Genomic DNA, 21,553 nt, shown 5'->3' with positions numbered 1-21,553 from the left:
TAGAAAATTGGCTCATCACCAAAAGTTGCAACAGGTTATGGTGATGAGCCAGAAAAATTTTGATATTTGTAAAGAGGGGATAAAATAAAGGCACCCAGTTAAGGATGCCTTTAAAGATACTAAGACTATTCGAATTTTAATGAGTCGCCATCAAAAGTTTCATCTGCTACTTTGATTGAGTCAGTTGGGCATCCTTCGAAAGCATCTTGCATGTCTTCTAGTAGATCTTCTGGAACTTCAGCAGTTCCCATGTTATCATCTAAAATAACGAAGGCAATACCTTCATCATCATAATCATAAATATCCGGTGCTGCGGCTCCGCAAGCGCCACAAGCTATGCATGTATCTTTATCAACAATTGTGAATTTAGCCATTTTTATATCTCTCCTTTTACATGTTCCTACAAAGCTTCATTCTCATTTTAAAGATGTTTATCTTACATTTCAACATAAATACTATTAAATTGGAGGAATTTGCGTTTATGTTTCATCAAATTTTATTGCAAATCTTTCAAAAACTAAACAACGAACGTACTATTTCTGCTGCTTATCATGTATTAAAAGGAAAGCGCTCAGGTCAGACTATTCAAGACATTGGTCTATTTCAGTTACATAATTATTTCGGGCTATTACCTAAGCTACCACGGAAGACATTTGATGAAGAAGTATCTACATTTTTGCAGTATAGTTGGTTAATTATGCAAGAATCTGGTCATTATTCTATGCAAAAGCTAGGTTTACAGCGAGCGGAGCAGACACCAGATTTTTTATTTGACGGGTGGCATTATAGGGGAAATGAGCATGTATTTTTTGCGAGGCTCTCATTAATTGTACAAAGTTTATCCTATCAAAGTGCTGGGGTTCGTTCTTTTTCTCCCATTAGTAGGGATACGAATATTCAGTCGTGGGTTCGTACATTTTTAGTCGAGCATAACTATCAAGATGGGCATTTACAGCAGCGATTATTGGAAGAATGTGAACGTGTGCTTTCTGTGTTACCCTTGCCTGACGCTAACAAACAGCTTGTCCTCTATCGATTGAGTGGCAATAGTTTACCAGGATGGACGTGGCAGCAGCTGGCTAGTGAACGTAAGGAAACAGTTTTAGATTGTCAATTAGCGTTTATAGAATTGCTACATACATTATTAAATGAAGTTCATCAGACAAATGATTATCCGTTACTTGGTAAAATGGCAGAGGAATTAAAAGTAAAAGCTTTATTAACCGATTCGGCACAGCAAACAGCACAATTGTATGAACAGGGCTATTCGATTGAACAAATTGTGCAAATAAGGAAACTAAAACAAAGTACAATTGAGGATCATTTAGTAGAATTAGCCATGTATGAACCGAACTTTTCCATTGGTCCATTCGTCTCTTATGAAGAAGCGGAAAAAGTTTGGCAGGCATCGAAACAATATCAAACAAAAAAATTGAAAACATTGCATGAAGTGGTTGAAGGTATGAGTTATTTCCAGTTAAAGCTTGTCCTCGCGAAAGGAGAAGTATAAATGGAACTTGAACAAACATTAACAAAGTATTTTGGCTATACTACATTTCGTCCAGGCCAAAAAGAGGTCATTGAAGCAATTCTAGAAGAAAAAGATGTTGTTGCTTTATTACCAACAGGAATGGGGAAGTCACTTTGCTATCAGTTGCCGGGATATATTTTGCAGAAGCCTGTATTAATTGTTTCTCCTTTGCTTTCTCTAATGCAGGATCAGGTGGAGGAGCTAAAACGCTTTGGTGAAAAGAGGGTAGTTGCTTTAAATTCATTTTTAACCTTAAGTGAAAAACGATATGTGTTACATTTTTTAGAGCAGTTTCGTTTTATATTTACGTCACCAGAGATGCTTTTACAGCAACAAGTTCAGGACAAGCTCTCACAAATGCAGCTAGGTCTTATCGTAGTGGACGAAGCACATTGTATTTCTCAATGGGGCTTTGATTTTCGCCCAGATTATTTACGAATCGGACAATGGTTTTCACAAGAAAATCGTCCACCGGTTTTAGCATTATCAGCGACTGCGACGAATAAAGTAGTTAATGATATACGAGATACATTGTCGCTACAGACACCATTTGAATTTTTATATAATGTGGATCGACCTAATATTCATCTTGGGCGTGTCGTATTTGAGGACAGATCAGATAAAGTGCACTGGATTTTACAGCATGTTAAAGAGACTGCAGGACCGGGTATATTATATATGTCATCGCGAAAACGTGCTGAACAATATAGCGAAGCCCTTATACAGGCAGGTATACGAGCGGCAGCTTATCATGCTGGCTACGGTGCTGAGGACCGTCAGTTTATTCAGCAACAATTTATTGACGGGGAACTCGACTGGATTGTAGCCACAAATGCTTTTGGAATGGGTATCAATAAGTCAGATATTCGTCAGGTCATCCATGAAACGATGCCTGCTAATGTAGAAAATTACATGCAGGAGATTGGCCGCGCAGGGCGAGATGGTCAACCAGCGCTCGCGATTTTACTTTATAGTGATAGTGACGAGGAACTTGCGAAATTTGTTGTAACAGGCGATTTGCCAACTCCCAGTCATGTCGATCGTTATCAGGAACTATTAAATCAACAAATACACCCTTCTCAAATGCTGAAAAATGGAGAGCTGAGTGAAACCGCTTTTCGTGTGCTTGATTACTGGCTACAACAAGAAATGATGGAACAAGTTAAAGTACGTCTAAATCATTTGGCACTTGAAAAATATCGTGCAGTCGATAAAATGCAAAAAATTACTCAGACAAAAGACTGTATTCGGACACAGCTAGTCGGGTATTTTGGGCAAAAATTGTTGAAAAAGCCGGAAAATTGTTGTGAAAATTGTGGAATCCATTATGATGAAATCAATAAAGTACGCTTGAAGGAAGAGAAGAAAATAGAAATGATTCCATGGGAAAGTCGGTTAAAGCAACTCTTAATGGGTTTATAGAAGCACATCACCAAAAGTCTGGATGGCACTTGTTAAAACGTATGCCATATACAAGTTGATTGGAGTGAAGACTGGACGTCCTCAGGAAAGAGGCGAGTCGAAACGGAAATCAATCTTACATTATGGTGATATGCCCTTTTTAGACTATAACTGACGGTCATTTACTTTTTTCGCAAAATTCGTCATAATAGAATGATAGAACGCGTAGTTAAGGTTGGAGGAAAGGCGAATGAGTAAAGAAGATTATCGCGATAAAATCGAAGAACATCGTCAATCTTTTGAAGAAGAACAAAAAGAACAGCAAGCTTTATCTAGAGTTTCAAGAATGAATAAAAATGGAAATGACAATAAAAAGCCAAAAAATACAAAGCGAAAACCGCCATTAATGACGATTCTTTTTGTAATTTTTATCTTAATTCCATTATCGATATTAGTCTATTTTTTAAAATTCTATGAACCTGGTAAAACAATTGAAGAGGCTGAAAAAAATTCTTCGGATCAAATTGTAGAGATTGACAAGTCAGGGGATAAAACTAAGGTATCTGCATCAACTGACAAAAACAAAGAAGGCGAAAAAGCAGACAAAGCAGACAAAGCAAACAAATCAAAGGAGCCGTCTAAAAAAGATGCTGAGAAATTAGCAGCTGAACAGAAGGCAGCTGAGGAAGCGAAAAAGGCTGAAGCAGACAAGAAGGCAGAAGAAGCTAGAAAAGCTGAGGAAGCTAAAAAAGCTGAGCAAGCTAGAATAGCGCAGGCAGAAGCGGCTAGAAAAGCGGAAGAGGCTAAAAAGGCTGAACAAGCACGAAAATCCGAGGAAACACGTAAAGCAGAAGAAGCAAAACAATCTGCTAATGCAAGTACCCATACTGTAAAGCAAAATGAAAATCTATATCGTATTGCATTGAATCACTACGGTGATGGAAGTGAAGCAACACTTTCGAAAATTCGTGCAGCAAACGGTATGTCTTCTAATAATGTAATGGTTGGGCAAGTTATTAAGTTACCATAAGAAAAGCGGGTGTCATTCTTTGGCAATGGAGTTTTTCTAGTATAAAATAATGGACAAACGTTAAAACCAAATATGGTTGAGGCGTACGTCTGATTTAGTAAAAAGACGATTCTTCATTATAACGAATCGTCTTTTTGCTTTCGTAAGGAGATGTGAGGGAATGATTTATATTGGACTATTTGTTTTAGTAGTCATCGCGTTCCTACTTTATATGTTGAAGGTGGCACATGAAAATAATGTTTTACATCATCAATTGCTATTAAAGGGTGAACAGGAAAAGATTCGACTGTTTTTTATTTCGGATACACATTTACGCAAAATTAATCGCCAGATGATTGAGCAGTTAGATGGTAATTTTGATGCTGTTATTATTGGTGGAGATTTTGCAGATGGACGCACACCTATTCAACGTATTCATGACAACCTAAAATTATTAACGCCTTTAGGACCAACTTATTTTGTATGGGGTAATAATGACAGAGAAGTAGGTGAAGAGCGATTACGAAGTATTTTACAGGAACATGGTGTTCAGATCATCGCCAATGATGCTGTATTATTACCTAAAAAAAATCGCTTTTGGCTAAATGCAATTGAAGACACATCTACAATGAAATACAGCTTTGATGAAGCATTTACAAAGGTAGGAGAGGAAGACTTAGTTGTTTTCATCTCACATAACCCTGGTGTTTTTGCAAGAGTCCGTGCAAAATTTAGAGCAGATTTAATGATTGGTGGGCATTTACATGGTGGTCAAATTAGAATTGGCCCATACGGTGTGCATCCGAACGGCTCATATCGAGAGCGTGAAGGTGTGATGACGTTAGTAAGTAACGGCTATGGTACGACATTATTACCTTTCCGACTTGGCGCGAGACCACAGTGTCATATTATTGACATTGAAATTTCGGGTAAATAAACAACCAAAACTCGATAGAAGGCGTATAATGGAAGCTATAAGGAATTATTCGGTAAAAGCCCGATTAATCAATTATGCCTTGGCATAATTGCGTCCGGAATCGGCTTTGTGCATGCACAAAGAACTCCTTTCCGATTTCCGTGACATCCGCCGGAGGCTTTAACTTATTTCAGAGGATGTTTGGACACCCGCTGAAAAGTAACTTAAACCCGCATTCATCTCACCGTCTATAGAGGTGGGAGACTTCTTCTGAAAGAAGTTAAAAGTAAAGTATTAGCAAATTGCTGATACAAAGTTGATAGGAGTGTCAAGAAATGCAGCAAGTAGATGCAATTATTGTTGGAGGCGGCCCATGTGGTTTAGCAGCAGCAATAGCCTTGCAAAATATTGGATTAAAGCCAATTGTCATTGAAAAAGGAAATATCGTAAATGCGATTTACAATTACCCTACACATCAAACTTTTTTTAGCACGAGTGAACGTCTAGCTATCGGTGATGTGCCCTTTATTATTGAAGGTCGTAAACCAAAGCGAAATCAAGCACTAGTTTATTATCGAGAAGTTGCGCGTTTGAAAGATATTCAAGTAAACCGCTTCGAGAAAGTAAATAGCGTTGTAAAAAATGGAGCGGTATTTACAGTAACGACTAATAAAGGGGTTTATACAACACCTTATGTTGTAATCGCAACAGGTTACTATGACCATCCAAATTATATAAACATCCCAGGCGAGAAATTACCTAAAGTCTTCCATTACTTTAAAGAGGGACATGAATTTTTTGATACTGATGTTCTTGTGATAGGTGGAAAAAATTCGGCAGTGGATGCGGCGCTTGAGTTGAATAAAGCTGGAGCTCGCGTCACTGTAGCCTATCGTGGTAGTGAGTATTCACCTAGCATCAAGCCATGGGTTTTACCAGAATTTGAAGGAGTAGTACGAAATGGAGAAGTCCATATGCATTTCAATACAAATATACTGGAAATCCGTGAGCATGAGGTTGTAGTAGAAATTGATGGTAGCAAGAAAATTTTAAAAAATGATTTTGTTTTTGCGATGACAGGTTATCATCCAGACCATTCATTTATTCGAGCAATGGGTGTCTCTATTGATTATGAAACGGGTCGTCCTTTCTTTAATCAGGAAACTATGGAAACGAATGTAGAAGGATTATTCATTGCGGGAGTTATTGCAGCTGGAAATAATGCCAATGAAATTTTTATTGAAAATGGCCGTTTCCATGGCGATTGTATTGCAAAGACAATTGTAGAAAGAGCGAAATAGCACTAGAAGCTGTATAGGCATGTAAGCTTATACAGCTTTTATTAAAGTGACGGATGGAAGAGCTAGAACGACGGAAAAAAGAGTCGAAGCGACGGAAAGAAGAGCTGAAGCGACGGAAAGAAGAGCCAAAGTGACGGATAGTGAGCAAAGCGACGGAAAGAAGAGCCGAAGCGACGGAAAGAAGAGCCAAAGTGACGGAAAGAAGAGCCAAAGTGACGGATAGTGAGCAAAGCAACGGAAGACGCCCGCAGGAAAGCGTCCATTCGGAACGGAAATCAACCCCCGTTATGGTGATAAGCAATATTTCTCTAATCGAAGTTGATAAAAAAGGTGTGAAAGTATGCTTGGTTTATATTGGTTTCTAAGTTATATTGTAGGGAACTTTATGACGGCGTATTTCGTTGGAAAAGCGTATGGTGTTAATTTACAGGAAGAAAGAAGTAAAAACTTAGGGGCTAGAAATGCTGGTAGTGTGATTGGGAAAGGTGCTTTTCTATGGACCTTTTTAGGGGATTCTTTAAAAGGTGTGCTCATTGTTGGTGCAGGACGTTTATTGCATTTCGAAGAATGGGAAATCGTTTTAGGCGCTAGTTTGGGCATGATTGGTCATATGTTTCCATTTTGGCTTAAGTTTAATGGAGGAAAAGGAGTAGCGACTTTTATAGGTGTAGGTTTGGCATTATCACCGAGCTTATTTTTTATGATGGTTGTGGGTTCAGCTATTACACTAAGTGTCACTAGAAGTTTAACTCTTAGTATGCTAGGTGGCTTTCTATTTTATGTTGGAATTATTTTTTATACTGATAAATTAATGTTATATTTTCCAATACTAGTAGCAATGATTTTGATGATTTTTAAGCATATGTCAAATATTAAAGAAGCTTTAAAAAAAAGGAAGTGATTTTATGTATTGGTGTAAAATTGCGCATACGGAAGCGGAGTTTGAGGAAATTGCACGATTAAATTATGAAACCTTTGTCGAAGAAATTCCACAGCATAAACCCAATCCCGAAAGAAAAAAAGTTGACCGTTTTCATCATGAAAATACATATATTGTTGTTTATAAAGGAATAGAACTAATTGGCATGCTTGCATTTAGAGATCAAAGGCCGTTTTCAATTGATGAAAAGATAGGAAAGGTTGAGCAGTATTTATCAAAGGAGATTAGTACTAAGCTATGTGAAATTCGATTGCTTGCCGTCAAGAGGGCATATCGAACAGGAAGGGTACTACTAAAGTTGACACAGGCATTAACTGCTTTTGCATACGAAAAATGTTACTCGGCAGCGGTTATCTCAGGTACTACTCGTGAAGAGAAACTTTATAAGCAAATGGGATTTACCCAATTTGCACCTGCTACAGGGACAGAAGATGCTTTATTTTTACCAATGGTATTAATGAGACGGCAATTTGAAAAGTCTTTGCAGCAAAGACTTGCGAAGGAGTGCCATACATTTTATCCAGGTCCAGTGAAACAAAGCGAACCATTTATGTATTCTGAGCTTTCTCATCGTTCGTTAGGCTTTCAATCATTATTTGAGCAAATGAGAAATAAGTTGCTTCAATTATCAGAGGCAGAGCATGTAGCTACAATTGTAGGAACAGGGACATTGGCAAATGAAGTAATGCTGGGGCAATTGAAGGCTCAACAATTAGGGTGTGGACTAATTTTAACAAATGGTGAGTTTGGAGAACGTCTTCGAAAACAAGCAGAGAGATGGTCATTAGATTTTGATGTAATCGAGCAAGATTGGGGAAGTTCATTTGATACAAATATGCTGGACTCTTATTTGCTAAACAGATCTTATCAATGGCTTCTTGTAGTACATGGAGAAACGTCGACTGGTACTTGTAATGATTTAAAGGAAATTTTACAGCTTACTAAGCGTTATAATATAAAGCTTTGCATTGATTGTATTAGTTCTTTCGGAGCAATGCCATTTTCTTTAAAAGATTGTTATTTAGCGACTGCGGTGAGTGGAAAAGCAATTGGTGCACTTAGTGGCTTGGCTTTTGTTTTTTCGCAAAACATTGTGAAATCTTCTACGACATTACCTGCTTACCTCGATTTAGCTAATTACCAGCAAGGTGCAATTCCATTTACATTACCAGCAGTACTTGTTGCAAATGTTACTGCAGCATTACAAGCATATCCAGAAAGATATGGACAGCTACAGCAACGCTTTAAAACATTACTGCAGCTACCATTTATGCAATATCAGGTTTCAACTAGACAGTATCCAATGATAATCACTTTACAACTTCCTAAGGCTTTGGCAAATCTACAGAGAGATTTAAAATTAAATGGTTTTTATGTTCATTCGGATAGCCAATACTTACGTGAAAGAAATTTCATACAGCTGTCTGTTATTCAGCCAGATTTTGAGATAGCAATCAATCATTTACATAATATCTTGGATTATTATAAGCAAATTTTAGATGCATAAGCAAAAGGGAGTATCGAATACATTAGCCTTACATGAAAAATTCCTTTAAATCAAGAGGAGTTCCAACTTTGTTGAGCCCAATTAATAATTTTAATCGCGCTTTTTGACCATTAATACCAGTTGCAAATATAGCGCCTAAGTCTTCGAGCATTTTGCCACCACCAACATAGCCGTAGACACCTTCTGCGATACCGTTAAAACAACGGGATACGAGTATGACAGGAATACCGCGCTCTAAAAGACTTTCGATACCTTTAACAACTGTTGGAGGGACGTTGCCTTGTCCAAGGCCTTCTAACACAACGCCATCATATTTACATGCGAGTACTACATCAAGTAAGTCAACCTCCATGCCAGCATACACTTTCAGCATGGCTACTCGTTTTGATAATCCATCGACATCTACATATTGACGGCGGATAGGGGCATGGTGAATTAATATTCTTGATTTTGTAATAAGTCCGATCGGGCCATATTGAGGTGACTGAAAGGTATTTACTGAACTGGTACTCGTTTTTGTAGTGTTAACAGCAAGATGGACCTCGTCATTCATGACAACAAGCACACCTTTCTCATGAGCTTCTTCAGCTACGGCTACACGAACGGCTTCTACCAAATTATAAATACCATCTGCACCAAGTTCGTTTGAGGAGCGCATTGCACCTGTTAAGACAATAGGAATTGATAAATCAGTTGTTAACTCTAAAAAATATGCTGTTTCTTCTAATGTATCAGTACCATGGGTGATAACAACGCCATCAATTTGCTCCTCCGCAACTTTTTCGATAATCAGATTACGTAATTTAAGCATTTCTTTTTGTGTAATATGTGGTGATGGGAGGTTAAAAGCCTCCATTTCAATAATTGTGGCAAGTGCATCAAGTTTGTTGCTTTCCTTTATTAGAGGATTTTCCTTGTTAGGCATAACCGCACCTTCTTCACTCATCGCCATAGAAATTGTTCCACCTGTATGAATTAATAAAATTGTTTTTTTCATAAAAAAATATTATCTCCTTTTAAAAAGTTTTATGTCATATCATGGTATAATAATAGCAGTTTATCTTCATGTAACAGATATTTTTTGTCGAAAACGAAAGCTTAATGTTACAGAAGTTTTCCACCTGAGATATACGAATGTATTATTTGGGTGTCCAAAAAACGACTGAAAAAGATAAACTTAGGCTAAGGAATTTTACATCCTACGAAACGACAAAGTGGTGATTTATAGCCTCGTGAGGATGTCGAATTTTAAATTGTGCTAACATAATTTAAAATCTCAACATAATAATGTCAAGGTGAAAATTGATTTTTTTGAAAGGAGCCGGCATCATGATCATTTTATTATCAGCTGCCATTGCTCCCGGTCTAGCGCTTTTTAGTTACTTCTATTTGCGCAATCAGATGGCAACGGAGCCAAGAAGAACCTTACTTCAAACGTTTTTGTATGGCGCATTTTTAACGTTCCCAATCATGTTTCTACAATATGTATTAACAGAGGAAGGGGTCTTTCATTATCTTTATCTACAAGATGTAGTATTTTCTAGTGTAGTTGAAGAGTTTTTTAAATGGTTTGTGCTTTTAATCGCAATCTATAATCATGTAGAATTCGATGATCCCTATGATGGCATACTGTATGGTGCAAGTATATCTCTTGGTTTTGCCACGATAGAAAATGTGCTTTATTTATTTTCTTTCGGTTTGAATACTGCATTTATGCGTGCATTATTACCCGTATCAAGTCATGCTTTGTTCGGTGTTGTAATGGGCTATTATTATGGACGTGCCAAGTTTTCAAAGCATGCAAAGACGAAAGAAATGATTGCTATGGCGCTTTGTGCACCGGTAGTATTACACATTTTATATAATACAATTTTATCATTCAAAGGGTATTGGGTATATTTAATGATACCTTTTATGCTATTTTTGTGGTGGTTTGGGCTACGAAAAGTCAAGCTCGCTCACTATCACCTAGTACAACATTTGCATATGCATAAAAAAATATAAAGCGTAGAAATCTAAAAAAGATTTCTGCGCTTTTCTATTTTTTAACTTCTTTCAACAATGTTTTCTGTAGCGAAAGCAAAGCGTCAGCTACAGGAATCTTCCTCCTCTATTTTGCCGAGGCAAAATTGATATGTATAAAATGAGTTGTTTGTTTCAAGCTATGAAAAAAAGGAGTGATAATAATGCGTTTAGTAAGCATAGTTTTTGCTTTGATGTTGGGGATTAGTATATTTGCTATTCCGCAAAATGACGCCATTGCATTTACCGAGCAACAGATTTCTCGTGGTGCTTATGGAGATGATGTAATTGAGTTACAGGCAAGGCTACAATACTTAGGATTTTATAAAAGTAAAATTGATGGCAAATTTGGCTATAACACATATTGGGCTTTACGAAATTTCCAAGAGAAATATGGTTTACCAGTAGATGGAATAGCTGGTGCTAAAACTAAAAAAACTTTATCAGGCAATTCAGATTACGATGAAGGATGGGTTAAAGCTCAATTAAATGCAGGAAATCAATTTACTTATTATGGTGGCACGCCACTTGAACGGCAAGTGAAAACAAACACTGGCGGCGGTGGTGGTGGAGGTAAAAGTAGTGGTAGTAGTAATAATAATGGGACTAAAACGCAAGTACCACCAAAGTATACTGACAGAGATGTACAGTTAATGGCGAATGCGGTTTATGGTGAAGCTAGGGGAGAGCCTTATGAAGGTCAGGTAGCAGTAGCGGCTGTTATTTTAAATCGTTTGGAAAGTCCTGAATTCCCAAATACTATTTCAGGTATTATTTTCCAACCACTAGCATTTACTGCGGTGGCAGATGGACAAATTTGGCTTGAACCAAATGAACGTGCAAAAGAAGCAGTTCTTGATGCTATGAATGGATGGGATCCTTCAGAAAATGCGCTTTATTATTTTAATCCCAAAACAGCTACAAGTAAGTGGATTTGGTCACGACCTCAAATTAAACGAATTGGAGAACACATTTTCTGTTCATAAGAAAGGAGGAAAAAAATGAAAACTATGCTCGTTATACTCACTGCGGCAGTTATTGGCTTAGGGGCATATAGCATTCATATGCACGGAGAAAATGTAAGTTTACAACGTACTGTGCTAGCTCAGTACACAGATAATTTAACGGATGCATCGGAGAAATTATCGCATCTACAAAAAGCTGTTTCACAATCTCTATTGTTTCAAGATGACAATGCCATTCACAATGAGTTAGATTCTGTTTGGCGACTAAGCTCTGACGTTCAATCTTCTATGTCGAATATTCCTATCGGACAGGAAATGTCGAGCGACTGGTTTAGTTACTTAGGGCGCCTAGGAGATGAGGCAAAGAAAACAGCCAAAACAGGTGATTATCAAGCTTGGCGAGAAAAAATGCCACAAGTCTCTACAAATTTACAATCACTTTCGGATGAATGGTCAGCAGCAACGGTAGATTTTTATAAAAACAACGGTAAGATGGATGTCTGGTTAAGACAAGTAGACACTAAGAACCCAAATACAACATTTGATAATGTACAAAAGACATTAAAGGATTACGGCGAAAAGGACTTCCCGCTTACATTAAGTGAATCGGATTGGCAGAAAAAAATAGATCTTAAAGCATTACAAGATTCAGTCATTACTGAAAAAGAAGCATTGGAAAAAGTAAAACATTTATTCCCAATCATAAAAGATGCAACATTTACTGTTACGAGAAGTAGCGATACTGCACCATATCCGTTTTATCATATTCAATTCCACCAAGGTATTCGATTAGGATATGTCGATCTAACAGAAAAGGGTGGGCATTTAATATCCTATTTAGTGGAACGTCCAGTAGATGAAGCAAGACTATCACAAGATGAAATTATGAAAAAAGCTGAAGAATATGTAAAACGACTCGGAATGAATGATGTTGCATTTGTGGAATCTCGTGAAAACCATCAAGCATGGCATATAACATTTGCACGTGTTCACCCTGGTGATAACGCATTGATTTATGCAGATGGGGTGCAATTAAAACTTGCTAAAGATACAGGCGAGTTACTCGGTGCAAATGCGATGGAATATATTCAGGCAGAGACGATTAAACCACAAACTGCAAAACCAATTGATTGGAAAACTTTCTTCGGTGACGATGTGAAAGTAGAAGAAGTAAGAAATATTTATACAGATAACGGTCAATTTGAACAACGCCTTTGTTATGAGGTAATTGCAGTCCGCGATAAAAACACGCAAGAAACATTCAGAATTGTTATTGACGCTGAAAATCACAATGTTTTAAAAGTGGAATATTTAACGTAATTCAAGAAAAAAACTTGTCCATCACCGAAGATTGGGATGGCGTTTGTTGAAACGTATGCCATTTGTAAGTTGATTAGAGGAAGTGACACCCCTAGTACGGCCCCTAGTTGGAACGAAAATCAACTCCACGTTATGGTGATGAGCCAAAAAATTACCAGATCATATATAGCCAAAATGGGCATCTCATGCGATAATAAAAGTATATTTGTGTTCGGGGAGATGCTCATGGAAATAAAAATTGGTACACAATTAGAACTTGAACCAACTTATACAGAGCGTGTTGAAAAATTCCGCTGTAAAGTTGTAGAACAAAAAGAAAACATTATTTACATCGACTATCCAATAAATATTGCCACAAAGAAAACAGCTTTTTTAATAGATGGTTCTGAATTTAGAGCAACTTTTCGCACGGAGGATAAACAATCATTTGCTTTCAATACAGAAGTGATTGGGCGTAAAGCTGGTAATATACCTATGATTATGTTGCATTGTCCAAAGGAAGATGAATTTATCAAAATTCAACGCCGCGAATATGTTCGTGTGGAAACGCCTGTAGATATAGCGATACAGTTTAAAGATTACAAATATCAGCTAGTAACAGCGGATGTTAGCGCAGGTGGTTTAGCAGTTATCTTGAAAGGGGCAATTGCTTTCCAAGATGATGATGATGTTAAGTTAACTCTTGTTTTACCATATGTCAATGGGGATGTAAAATACGTCATCACGGATGCGACGGTTGTTCGTATATTCGAAAAAGATGACAAAAAAATTGCAACTATACAGCTAACAGATACAGATGATGTAGACCAACAACATATTGTTCGTTTCTGCTTTGAACGTCAGTTAATAAATCGTCGTAAAGAAATAAATCCTTTTGATGCTTGATTTTTTTACTATTATTAATAGTCTTCCTAACTCTATTGTGAGTGGCAATTTACATGGATTTTAGCACACATTCAATTCGAGTATTAATTTGATTTAAAAAAGCCCTCTGCTAGAAGAGGGCTTTTTTATGATACAATATGGTGTGATAGAAAGTAGGGGAGAATATGAAGAAAAACATTCAAATTGCGATTGATGGGCCGGCTGGTGCTGGCAAAAGCACAATCGCAAAAATTGTTGCAGAGGCACTTGGATTTACTTATATCGACACAGGTGCAATGTATCGTGCAGTGACGTATAAAGCAATGCAACAAAACATACATTTAGATGATGAAACAAATTTAGCAGAGATGTTAGCATCTAGCACAATTGAATTAAAACCTTCTCCTCATGGGCAACTTGTCTTTTTAGACGGGGAGAATGTGTCGGCAGAAATTCGATCAAATGAGGTAACTTCATCTGTTTCAGAAGTATCGGCTCATGCAAAAGTACGTGAACTATTAGTAGCACAGCAACAAAATCTTGCGGCTAATGGTGGTGTTGTTATGGATGGCCGAGATATTGCTACGCATGTATTAAAGAATGCAGAACTAAAAATCTTTATGTCTGCAACTGTAGAAGAGAGAGCAAGACGTCGTTTTATTGACAATCAAAAGCGAGGAATTGAATCGTCTATTAAGAAGCTTCAAGAAGAAATTGCCCTGCGCGATAAAATGGATAGCGAGCGTGAAGCATCGCCACTAATTCAAGCAGAAGATGCTATATTTTTAGACACGACAGCATTGTCAATTGATGATGCAGCACAGGCCATTTTAAAATTAGCGCAAGAAAAAATGGTATAAATCCGAAAATTTCAGACATTTTTTGAATTTAAAGGATTTATTTTTGTCTTTGTCTTCAATATCGAATAAAATAGTAAGGGAAGATGCGAAGGAGGGTTACATATGTCTGAAGAAATGAACTATGCAGAACAAACATTTAACGAAGGTGATATCGTCAAAGGTATTGCAGTGCAGGTTGATGAAAAATCGGTAACTGTTTCTATTCCAGGTGCACCGTTTGATGGTATTGTACCAATAAGTGAATTATCAAGCTTACACATTGAAAAAGCGTCTGACGTAATCTCTGTTGGAGATGAGTTAGAGTTGATGATTACAAAGGTAGAAGAAGAAAACTATGTATTATCAAAACGTAAAGTAGATGCTTTAAAAGCATGGGATTCACTTGAGCAACAATTCAACGCTGAGGAAATTTTCGAAGCGGAAGTAAAAGATATTGTTAAAGGTGGTCTTGTCGTAGATTTAGGAGTACGTGGCTTCGTTCCAGCATCCCTAGTAGAAGACTACTTTGTAGATGATTTTGAAGACTATAAAGGCAAATCTCTTAGCTTTAAAATTGTTGAGCTTGATAAAGAAAAAAATCGCTTAATTTTATCACATCGTGCTGTAGTGGAAGCTGAAAAAGCTTCTCAAAAGAAAAATGTCATTAACCAAATTAAAACTGGCGATGTTTTAAATGGTAAAGTACAGCGTATCGCATCATTTGGTGCATTTATTGACCTTGGTGGATTTGATGGTCTCGTGCATATTTCGCAAGTGTCTCATGAGCATGTGAGTGATGTGAGCGAGGTTTTATCTGAAGGACAAGAAGTGAAAGTAAAAGTCCTTTCTGTAGACCCGGAAAATGAGCGTATTTCGCTATCCATTAAGGAAACGATTCCTGGCCCTTGGTCGAACATTGAAGAGCATGCAGCTAAAGGTGCAGTGTTAGAGGGGAAAGTAAAACGTCTTACTTCATTCGGAGCATTTGTAGAAGTTTTCCCAGGTGTAGAAGGTTTAGTGCATATATCTCAAATCGCGCATAAGCATATTAACACGCCGCATGAGGCTTTAAAAGAAGGACAAGAGGTACAAGTGAAAGTGCTTGATGTAAATGCTGAAGAAGGCCGCTTAGCATTAAGCATTAAAGATTTACTTGAAAATCCTGAGGCAGCGGAAGTAATTGACTATGAATTACCAGAAGAAAACACAGGCTTCTCTTTCGGTGATGTCATTGGCGATAAACTGAAAAATTTTAAATAAACTAGACAAGCGGGGATACAGTTTGTGTCCTCGCTTTTTTTATGGGGAAAACGGATAGAACAGCCGAAGTGACGGATAAAGCTATCGAAGAGCTGGATAGAATGATTTAACCAGTCGACCCCAGATAGAAGAGGAAACGATGTAAAAAATCCCAAAGAGATGGATAGAACGATACATAGCGCGCACTTTTATGGATATGATATGATATAATGGCATTTTTCGTGTATAATAGCGAAAGACAAGAAGTTGGAAGGATGAAGTACAGATGACGAAACCAGTAGTAGCCATCGTAGGTCGTCCGAACGTAGGTAAGTCGACGATTTTTAATCGTATCGTTGGAGAACGTGTATCGATTGTGGAAGATATTCCAGGAGTTACACGCGACCGTATTTATAGTTCGGCAGAGTGGTTAACACACGATTTTAATATTATTGATACAGGTGGTATTGAGATTGGGGACGAGCCGTTTTTAGAGCAAATTCGTCAACAAGCAGAAATCGCCATTGATGAAGCAGACGTTATTATCTTTATGACAAATGGTCGTGAAGGTGTAACAGCTGCTGATGAGCAAGTAGCAAAAATTTTATACAAAACAAAAAAACCGGTCGTTTTAGCAGTCAATAAAATTGATAACCCAGACATGCGCGAGATGATTTATGATTTCTATGCGCTTGGCTTTGGTGAGCCTTGGCCAATTTCTGGTTCTCACGGTTTAGGCTTAGGGGATTTATTGGATGAATGTGCAAAGCATTTCCCAAATGAGGATGAAGATCAATATGGGGACGAGGTCATTAAATTCTCGTTAATTGGTCGTCCAAATGTTGGGAAATCTTCGTTGGTAAATGCATTTTTAGGCCAAGATCGCGTTATTGTAAGTAATATCGCGGGTACTACTCGAGATGCTATTGACACGCCTTATGAATATGATGGTCAGGAATATGTCATTATTGATACTGCAGGTATGCGTAAAAAAGGGAAAGTGTACGAAACGACAGAGAAATATTCTGTATTGCGTGCGTTACGTGCAATTGAACGCTCTGATGTTGTTTTAGTTGTTCTAAATGCAGAAGAAGGCATTCAAGAACAAGATAAAAAAATTGCAGGCTATGCACATGAAGCAGGAAAAGCTGTTGTCATTGTTGTTAATAAATGGGATGCGATTGAAAAAGACGAAAAAACAATGAACGTCTTTACGCAACAAATTCGTGAGCATTTCTTATTCTTAGACTATGCACCAATTATTTTTGTATCGGCCAATACAAAGCAGCGTGTACATCAAATTTTACCGATTATACAACGTGTAAGTGAAAACCATGCAATGCGTATTCAATCATCTATCCTTAATGAAGTGATTGAAGATGCTGTGGCACGTAACCCAGCACCAGCTGATAAAGGCCGCCGTCTTCGCATCTATTATGCTACACAAGTTGCGATACAGCCACCTACGTTTGTGGTGTTTGTTAATGAACCAGAGTTAATGCATTTTTCTTACGAACGATTTTTAGAAAACCGTATCCGAGAAACATTTGATTTTGAAGGAACGCCAATTCGATTAATTTCCCGTGCTCGTGCTTAGGAAAAATATACACATACAATACGCCAGCCCGACAATAATTGTTGGGTGGCGTCTTTTTACAAGAGAGGGAAGTTAATATTTCTAATAAGATTGCTTTGAAAGGGTTACTGTTGTAAGCCTTTCTCTAGCATATTTCGTAATCAATAAAAGTGAATTACCTTTTCTAAACAAGGGAGGATTTTGAATGGAAAAAGTTTGTGTGTTAGGGGCAGGCTCATGGGGTACAGCGCTTGCAATGGTACTTGCAGAAAATGGGCATGATACACTTCTATGGACTCATCGAACTGATCAAGCTGAAGAAATTAACAACCTGCATACAAATAAGAAGTATTTACCTGAGACGGTGCTGCCGACAAATTTGTATGCAACAAGTGATATTGCTAAGGCAGTTGCTCATTCGGGGACAATTGTTGTAGCCGTGCCTACTAAGGCTATTCGAGAAGTGTGTGAAAAAATGATCGCGACCCTCGATAAAAAAGTACTGTTTGTTCATGTATCGAAGGGGATTGAGCCCGATACATTAAAACGAATTTCAGAAATTCTAGCAGAAAGTCTACCAGCAGAATTTGTAGAAGAAATTGTCGTGCTTTCAGGTCCAAGTCATGCAGAGGAAGTTGTTTTACACCACCCGACAACTGTTACGGCAGCTTGTGAAAACATTAAAGCTGCAGAAAAAGTGCAGGATTTATTTATGAACCAATTTTTCCGTGTCTACACAAACATAGATGTAGTTGGCGTAGAAATAGGTGGCGCATTAAAAAACGTAATCGCATTAGCTGCGGGTATTTCAGACGGCTTAAATTACGGTGATAATGCCAAAGCAGCACTTATTACTAGAGGGTTGGCTGAAATTTCACGTCTTGGTGTTAATATGGGGGGGAATCCGTTTACATTCTCAGGACTTACAGGCATGGGGGACTTAATTGTAACATGTACAAGCGTGCACTCTCGTAATTGGCGTGCAGGTAATTTACTGGGGCAAGGAATGAAACTGCCAGAGGTACTCGACCAAATGGGCATGGTTGTTGAGGGGGTACGTACAACCAAAGCTGCCTATCAATTAGCAGAGAAATATGACGTTGCTATGCCAATTACTACGGTGCTTTATAGTGTTCTATTTAGTGATATAGAACCGAAAGTAGCGGTTGATGCATTAATGATGCGTATGAAAAAGCGAGAAATTGATGACATGATGTACTAAATTAATATGAATGGATAAAAATGGTGATTAACATACCTGATCTATTCTATTAATTTTGTCATAAAATGGACATAAATAAGGTGTCTCAGATTATAACTGAGACGCCTTATTGTGTGTTTTAGTTGAATAATCAAGGTTGTCCATTTAATGATAGTTATTGGACACTATTTCTTTTTAGCTGAAGCACATAGTATAATAGACTTTGATTGTTTCGTGATGTTGAAGAAAGGTGGTTATTTTGAATGGGTCCGTTAGCACATTTGCCTGCGCTTGATGTAATGTGGGTATCATTTTATTGTATCGGCTTTTTGATTATATCTGTTGGTTTAATTTATTTAGCCCGTAATAAGATTTCGAATGTTTTTTTACGTACAATCGTAAATTTATTTGCATACATACTGTTTGGACTTGGCACATTTTTAATGGTACTTATTGTAGCTACATGGCCAGCATAAAAAATGATGAGGTGGAAGTGAAATGAAAAAACTAAGTGCTTTTCTTTTGGTAATAGCAACTGCTGTACTTCTAGTAGGTTGTGCATATCCAGAAGACGAAAAAAGGGCAAAATTAGTGCCTGACCCTGACCAATTAGCTGCGGTTCAGCGTGCGGTTGATGAATATCGTGAAGCAACTGGTGGGTTAGTTCCGATTAAAAATAGTGAGCTAGATACTGATTTATATATAAAATATTTAATTGATTTTGAAAAACTAATGCCTAAATATCTTGCGCAAATTCCTGGAAACGCCTATGAAAAGGGTGGGATTTTCCAATATATTATTTGGGATCCTGAGAATGAAGCAAAAGTAAAATTGGTAGATTTAAATGCTGCAGAGCGAATTCGTGAAATTAATATTCGTAAACTTTCTACCCAATATTTACCGATAAAGGGTGCATCTTCAGATAATGTATATCAAATTAACTTTAATGAATTGGGCTATAAAACAGATGTAACGGTGAAAAGCCCTTATTCAGGTACCGAATTACCAATATTTATGACAGGCGATGGCGAAATGCATGTCGACTACTCAATAGATTTAGGTCATCTACTAAAAGAAGACAAGCCTGATGTAAAGCCAGGAGATGATATTCGTCAGCTACTTGTCGATAAATACCCAGTAGTACCAGCTTATTCTATCCCGTATACAGTAGATGAAAAAGGTGAGACAATTTACTTTATGGACGCCTATAATAGTGACGCAAAAAAAGCTAGAGAAAAGGCTATAGAAAAAGCAAAAAAAGAGGCAGAAGCCAAAACTAAAAAAGAATAAATCAAGAAGCTCCTTACATTTGTGAGGGGCTTTTCATATTTATCTACCTGCTTGCATATAGTGAAAAAGCGTAGATAAAGGAGGCAGAAACCTTGAGTGAAGCAGTATTTAGAGAAATTGCAGAGCGCACAAATGGCGATGTTTATATTGGTGTTGTCGGTCCAGTACGTGTAGGTAAATCAACATTTGTAAAAAAGGTTATGGAATCGGTCGTGTTACCAAATATTGTGGATGAAACAGAAAGAATGCGTGCACAAGACGAGTTGCCACAAAGCTCGCCGGGGCCGGTCATTATGACTGCTGAGCCGAAGTTTGTGCCTGCCCAAGCAACACGTATTGCGGTCGGTGATGATGAAATGACGTTCCAAATTCGTTTAGCAGATTGCGTTGGTTACATCATTGAAGGTACAAAGGGCTATGAGGATGAAAATGGGCCAAAATATGTGCATACACCTTGGCACACAGAGCCTATTCCTTTCCAAGAAGCGGCGAAAATAGGCACAGATAAAGTTATTCGTGACCATGCCAATATTGGAATTGTTGTAACAACGGATGGCACGGTAAATGGTATAAGTCGTCGTGCGGCAGAGAAGGCTGAAGAGGAAATTGTAGAGCAATTAAAGGAAATTGGAAAACCTTTTGTTGTTGTCTTAAATTGCCAAATGCCAGCAAGAGAGGAAACGGTACAGCTTCGAAATGAGTTATTTGAACGCTATAATGTTCCAGTAATTGCTACTGCCATTGATCAAATGCGCGCATCTGATATTCAGTTTATTTTGCAAGAAGCATTATTTGAATTTCCAATTCGAACAATTGAGGTAGAGAAACCAGATTGGTTAGATGTTTTAGATGCAACTCACCCATTGAATATTGCACTGATTGATTCGATGGAAGAAGTGTTGTCATCTATTATGAAAATTAGAGATGTACAGCAGGCGTCAGATGCCTTTAAAGCTATTGATTTTATTGACCAAAGTGAAGTGGTACATGTAGATGCTGGTGTTGGGACAGCAGTCATTCGAGTGTCATTACAAAGTGAGTTATATAAGTCGGTTTGCAATGAATGGCTAGATGAGCCAATTGAGACTAAGCGAGATTGGCTACTCTTTATTAAAGAAGCAGCAGAAGCAAAAGAGGCACAAAAACGCTTTAAAAATGCTATTAATGAAGCAGATTCGACTGGTTATGGTGTAACATTGCCGATGATGCAAGAGTTTGAGCCAACAGCACCAGAGCTCATTAAACAAAATAATTTTTATGGTGTGCGTATGAAGGCAAAAGCACCGTCATATCATATCATTCGTGTAGATATGGAATCAGAATTCGCGCCACTAATAGGCTCTGAATTCCATAGTCAACAATTACTTAAGGATTTAAATCATGCTTATTTACATGATCGTGAAGCTTTATGGAGCACACAGCTTTTTGGAACTCCTCTACATGAAGTGTTAAAAGAAGGAATCCGCTATAAAATGGATGCAGTTCCATCTACCGCCAAAAAACGGATGCGACAAACAATTGAACGCATGGTGAACGAAGGTGATAGAGGATTAGTTACATTTATTTTGTAGTGATAAAAAGAAAAATAAAGCGCAAAAAAATATCACAGGTCTTTTCGTTTTTATGCGAAAA

General features: G+C 37.7%; 21 protein-coding genes. 19 read left to right on the top strand and 2 right to left on the bottom strand.

Features of this window, described 5'->3' with window-relative positions; all coding sequences use genetic code 11:
- Positions 1 to 125: 125 nt before the first annotated feature.
- Positions 126 to 374 carry a ferredoxin gene (locus tag ACQKMV_RS09325; RefSeq protein ID WP_053482601.1) on the bottom strand — a complete coding sequence of 83 codons (249 nt, stop codon included), beginning with the start codon at positions 372 to 374 and terminating at the stop codon, positions 126 to 128.
- Positions 375 to 481: 107 nt separating this feature from the next.
- Between ACQKMV_RS09325 and ACQKMV_RS09320 the strand changes: the two genes are divergently transcribed.
- From ACQKMV_RS09320 to ACQKMV_RS09285, 8 genes are all read left to right on the top strand, one after another.
- Positions 482 to 1,510: a helix-turn-helix domain-containing protein gene (locus ACQKMV_RS09320; protein ID WP_427503555.1), complete on the top strand. Its 1,029-nt coding sequence runs from the start codon at positions 482 to 484 to the stop codon at positions 1,508 to 1,510.
- Positions 1,511 to 2,953, top strand: coding sequence for a RecQ family ATP-dependent DNA helicase (locus ACQKMV_RS09315; RefSeq protein WP_427503554.1), 1,443 nt, complete (start codon positions 1,511 to 1,513; stop codon positions 2,951 to 2,953).
- Positions 2,954 to 3,182: 229 nt separating this feature from the next.
- Complete coding sequence (locus ACQKMV_RS09310; RefSeq protein WP_427503553.1) at positions 3,183 to 3,962, top strand: LysM peptidoglycan-binding domain-containing protein; 780 nt, start codon at positions 3,183 to 3,185, stop codon at positions 3,960 to 3,962.
- 160 nt (positions 3,963 to 4,122) lie between these two features.
- Complete coding sequence (locus ACQKMV_RS09305) at positions 4,123 to 4,878, top strand: metallophosphoesterase (protein WP_427503551.1); 756 nt, start codon at positions 4,123 to 4,125, stop codon at positions 4,876 to 4,878.
- A gap of 314 nt (positions 4,879 to 5,192) precedes the next feature.
- Positions 5,193 to 6,158 (top strand): YpdA family putative bacillithiol disulfide reductase, encoded by a 966-nt coding sequence (locus tag ACQKMV_RS09300; RefSeq protein WP_427503549.1) that lies wholly within the window; start codon positions 5,193 to 5,195, stop codon positions 6,156 to 6,158.
- A gap of 140 nt (positions 6,159 to 6,298) precedes the next feature.
- The gene (locus ACQKMV_RS09295; protein WP_427503548.1) at positions 6,299 to 6,523 is read left to right on the top strand and encodes a hypothetical protein; all 225 of its coding nucleotides are present in this window, start codon (positions 6,299 to 6,301) and stop codon (positions 6,521 to 6,523) included.
- 20 nt (positions 6,524 to 6,543) lie between these two features.
- Complete coding sequence (locus tag ACQKMV_RS09290) at positions 6,544 to 7,059, top strand: glycerol-3-phosphate acyltransferase (protein WP_427503547.1); 516 nt, start codon at positions 6,544 to 6,546, stop codon at positions 7,057 to 7,059.
- Positions 7,060 to 7,063: 4 nt separating this feature from the next.
- Complete coding sequence (locus tag ACQKMV_RS09285) at positions 7,064 to 8,605, top strand: aminotransferase class V-fold PLP-dependent enzyme (protein WP_427503546.1); 1,542 nt, start codon at positions 7,064 to 7,066, stop codon at positions 8,603 to 8,605.
- A 28-nt stretch (positions 8,606 to 8,633) separates the two neighbouring features.
- On the opposite strand, the gene ACQKMV_RS09280 is transcribed toward ACQKMV_RS09285, so the two are convergent.
- Positions 8,634 to 9,602 carry an asparaginase gene (locus ACQKMV_RS09280; RefSeq protein WP_427503545.1) on the bottom strand — a complete coding sequence of 323 codons (969 nt, stop codon included), beginning with the start codon at positions 9,600 to 9,602 and terminating at the stop codon, positions 8,634 to 8,636.
- Positions 9,603 to 9,934: 332 nt separating this feature from the next.
- On the opposite strand from ACQKMV_RS09280, the gene prsW reads away from it, so the two are divergent.
- The 11 genes from prsW (at position 9,935) to spoIVA (ending at position 21,492) form a co-directional block, all read left to right on the top strand.
- Positions 9,935 to 10,609, top strand: coding sequence for a glutamic-type intramembrane protease PrsW (gene prsW / locus ACQKMV_RS09275; RefSeq protein WP_427503544.1), 675 nt, complete (start codon positions 9,935 to 9,937; stop codon positions 10,607 to 10,609).
- 182 nt (positions 10,610 to 10,791) lie between these two features.
- The gene (sleB, locus tag ACQKMV_RS09270) at positions 10,792 to 11,613 is read left to right on the top strand and encodes a spore cortex-lytic enzyme (protein ID WP_427503542.1); all 822 of its coding nucleotides are present in this window, start codon (positions 10,792 to 10,794) and stop codon (positions 11,611 to 11,613) included.
- Between the two features lie 15 nt (positions 11,614 to 11,628).
- Positions 11,629 to 12,912, top strand: a complete 1,284-nt coding sequence (locus ACQKMV_RS09265) for a PepSY1/2 domain-containing protein (protein ID WP_427503541.1) — start codon at positions 11,629 to 11,631, stop codon at positions 12,910 to 12,912.
- A 225-nt stretch (positions 12,913 to 13,137) separates the two neighbouring features.
- On the top strand, positions 13,138 to 13,797 hold the full coding sequence (locus ACQKMV_RS09260) for a flagellar brake protein (protein ID WP_427503540.1): 660 nt from the start codon (positions 13,138 to 13,140) through the stop codon (positions 13,795 to 13,797).
- A gap of 164 nt (positions 13,798 to 13,961) precedes the next feature.
- Positions 13,962 to 14,636: a (d)CMP kinase gene (gene cmk / locus ACQKMV_RS09255; protein WP_427503539.1), complete on the top strand. Its 675-nt coding sequence runs from the start codon at positions 13,962 to 13,964 to the stop codon at positions 14,634 to 14,636.
- Positions 14,637 to 14,738: 102 nt separating this feature from the next.
- Positions 14,739 to 15,875 carry a 30S ribosomal protein S1 gene (gene rpsA, locus ACQKMV_RS09250; protein ID WP_427503537.1) on the top strand — a complete coding sequence of 379 codons (1,137 nt, stop codon included), beginning with the start codon at positions 14,739 to 14,741 and terminating at the stop codon, positions 15,873 to 15,875.
- Positions 15,876 to 16,140: 265 nt separating this feature from the next.
- Positions 16,141 to 17,451: a ribosome biogenesis GTPase Der gene (gene der / locus ACQKMV_RS09245; RefSeq protein ID WP_427424664.1), complete on the top strand. Its 1,311-nt coding sequence runs from the start codon at positions 16,141 to 16,143 to the stop codon at positions 17,449 to 17,451.
- 184 nt (positions 17,452 to 17,635) lie between these two features.
- The gene (locus tag ACQKMV_RS09240) at positions 17,636 to 18,652 is read left to right on the top strand and encodes an NAD(P)H-dependent glycerol-3-phosphate dehydrogenase (protein ID WP_427503536.1); all 1,017 of its coding nucleotides are present in this window, start codon (positions 17,636 to 17,638) and stop codon (positions 18,650 to 18,652) included.
- Between the two features lie 242 nt (positions 18,653 to 18,894).
- On the top strand, positions 18,895 to 19,107 hold the full coding sequence (locus ACQKMV_RS09235) for a DUF2768 domain-containing protein (protein ID WP_427503535.1): 213 nt from the start codon (positions 18,895 to 18,897) through the stop codon (positions 19,105 to 19,107).
- A 22-nt stretch (positions 19,108 to 19,129) separates the two neighbouring features.
- The gene (locus ACQKMV_RS09230; protein ID WP_427503534.1) at positions 19,130 to 19,921 is read left to right on the top strand and encodes a hypothetical protein; all 792 of its coding nucleotides are present in this window, start codon (positions 19,130 to 19,132) and stop codon (positions 19,919 to 19,921) included.
- Positions 19,922 to 20,013: 92 nt separating this feature from the next.
- Positions 20,014 to 21,492, top strand: coding sequence for a stage IV sporulation protein A (spoIVA, locus tag ACQKMV_RS09225; RefSeq protein ID WP_427503533.1), 1,479 nt, complete (start codon positions 20,014 to 20,016; stop codon positions 21,490 to 21,492).
- The last annotated feature ends 61 nt before the right edge of the window (positions 21,493 to 21,553 follow it).

Source organism: Lysinibacillus sp. NPDC094403 (genome assembly GCF_050278745.1).
Lineage (GTDB): Bacteria > Bacillota > Bacilli > Bacillales_A > Planococcaceae > Lysinibacillus.
This window is presented reverse-complemented; position numbering and strand designations above follow the sequence as displayed.

Excerpts from the sequence above, each read along its gene's own strand:
- ACQKMV_RS09325 (WP_053482601.1), bottom strand. The coding sequence starts at position 374 with ATGGCTAAATTCACAATTGTTGATAAAGATACATGCATAGCTTGTGGC.
- ACQKMV_RS09320 (WP_427503555.1), top strand. The coding sequence starts at position 482 with ATGTTTCATCAAATTTTATTGCAAATCTTTCAAAAACTAAACAACGAA.
- ACQKMV_RS09315 (WP_427503554.1), top strand. The coding sequence starts at position 1,511 with ATGGAACTTGAACAAACATTAACAAAGTATTTTGGCTATACTACATTT.
- ACQKMV_RS09310 (WP_427503553.1), top strand. The coding sequence starts at position 3,183 with ATGAGTAAAGAAGATTATCGCGATAAAATCGAAGAACATCGTCAATCT.
- ACQKMV_RS09305 (WP_427503551.1), top strand. The coding sequence starts at position 4,123 with ATGATTTATATTGGACTATTTGTTTTAGTAGTCATCGCGTTCCTACTT.
- ACQKMV_RS09300 (WP_427503549.1), top strand. The coding sequence starts at position 5,193 with ATGCAGCAAGTAGATGCAATTATTGTTGGAGGCGGCCCATGTGGTTTA.
- ACQKMV_RS09290 (WP_427503547.1), top strand. The coding sequence starts at position 6,544 with ATGACGGCGTATTTCGTTGGAAAAGCGTATGGTGTTAATTTACAGGAA.
- ACQKMV_RS09285 (WP_427503546.1), top strand. The coding sequence starts at position 7,064 with ATGTATTGGTGTAAAATTGCGCATACGGAAGCGGAGTTTGAGGAAATT.
- ACQKMV_RS09280 (WP_427503545.1), bottom strand. The coding sequence starts at position 9,602 with ATGAAAAAAACAATTTTATTAATTCATACAGGTGGAACAATTTCTATG.
- prsW (WP_427503544.1), top strand. The coding sequence starts at position 9,935 with ATGATCATTTTATTATCAGCTGCCATTGCTCCCGGTCTAGCGCTTTTT.
- sleB (WP_427503542.1), top strand. The coding sequence starts at position 10,792 with ATGCGTTTAGTAAGCATAGTTTTTGCTTTGATGTTGGGGATTAGTATA.
- ACQKMV_RS09265 (WP_427503541.1), top strand. The coding sequence starts at position 11,629 with ATGAAAACTATGCTCGTTATACTCACTGCGGCAGTTATTGGCTTAGGG.
- ACQKMV_RS09260 (WP_427503540.1), top strand. The coding sequence starts at position 13,138 with ATGGAAATAAAAATTGGTACACAATTAGAACTTGAACCAACTTATACA.
- cmk (WP_427503539.1), top strand. The coding sequence starts at position 13,962 with ATGAAGAAAAACATTCAAATTGCGATTGATGGGCCGGCTGGTGCTGGC.
- rpsA (WP_427503537.1), top strand. The coding sequence starts at position 14,739 with ATGTCTGAAGAAATGAACTATGCAGAACAAACATTTAACGAAGGTGAT.
- der (WP_427424664.1), top strand. The coding sequence starts at position 16,141 with ATGACGAAACCAGTAGTAGCCATCGTAGGTCGTCCGAACGTAGGTAAG.
- ACQKMV_RS09240 (WP_427503536.1), top strand. The coding sequence starts at position 17,636 with ATGGAAAAAGTTTGTGTGTTAGGGGCAGGCTCATGGGGTACAGCGCTT.
- ACQKMV_RS09235 (WP_427503535.1), top strand. The coding sequence starts at position 18,895 with ATGGGTCCGTTAGCACATTTGCCTGCGCTTGATGTAATGTGGGTATCA.
- ACQKMV_RS09230 (WP_427503534.1), top strand. The coding sequence starts at position 19,130 with ATGAAAAAACTAAGTGCTTTTCTTTTGGTAATAGCAACTGCTGTACTT.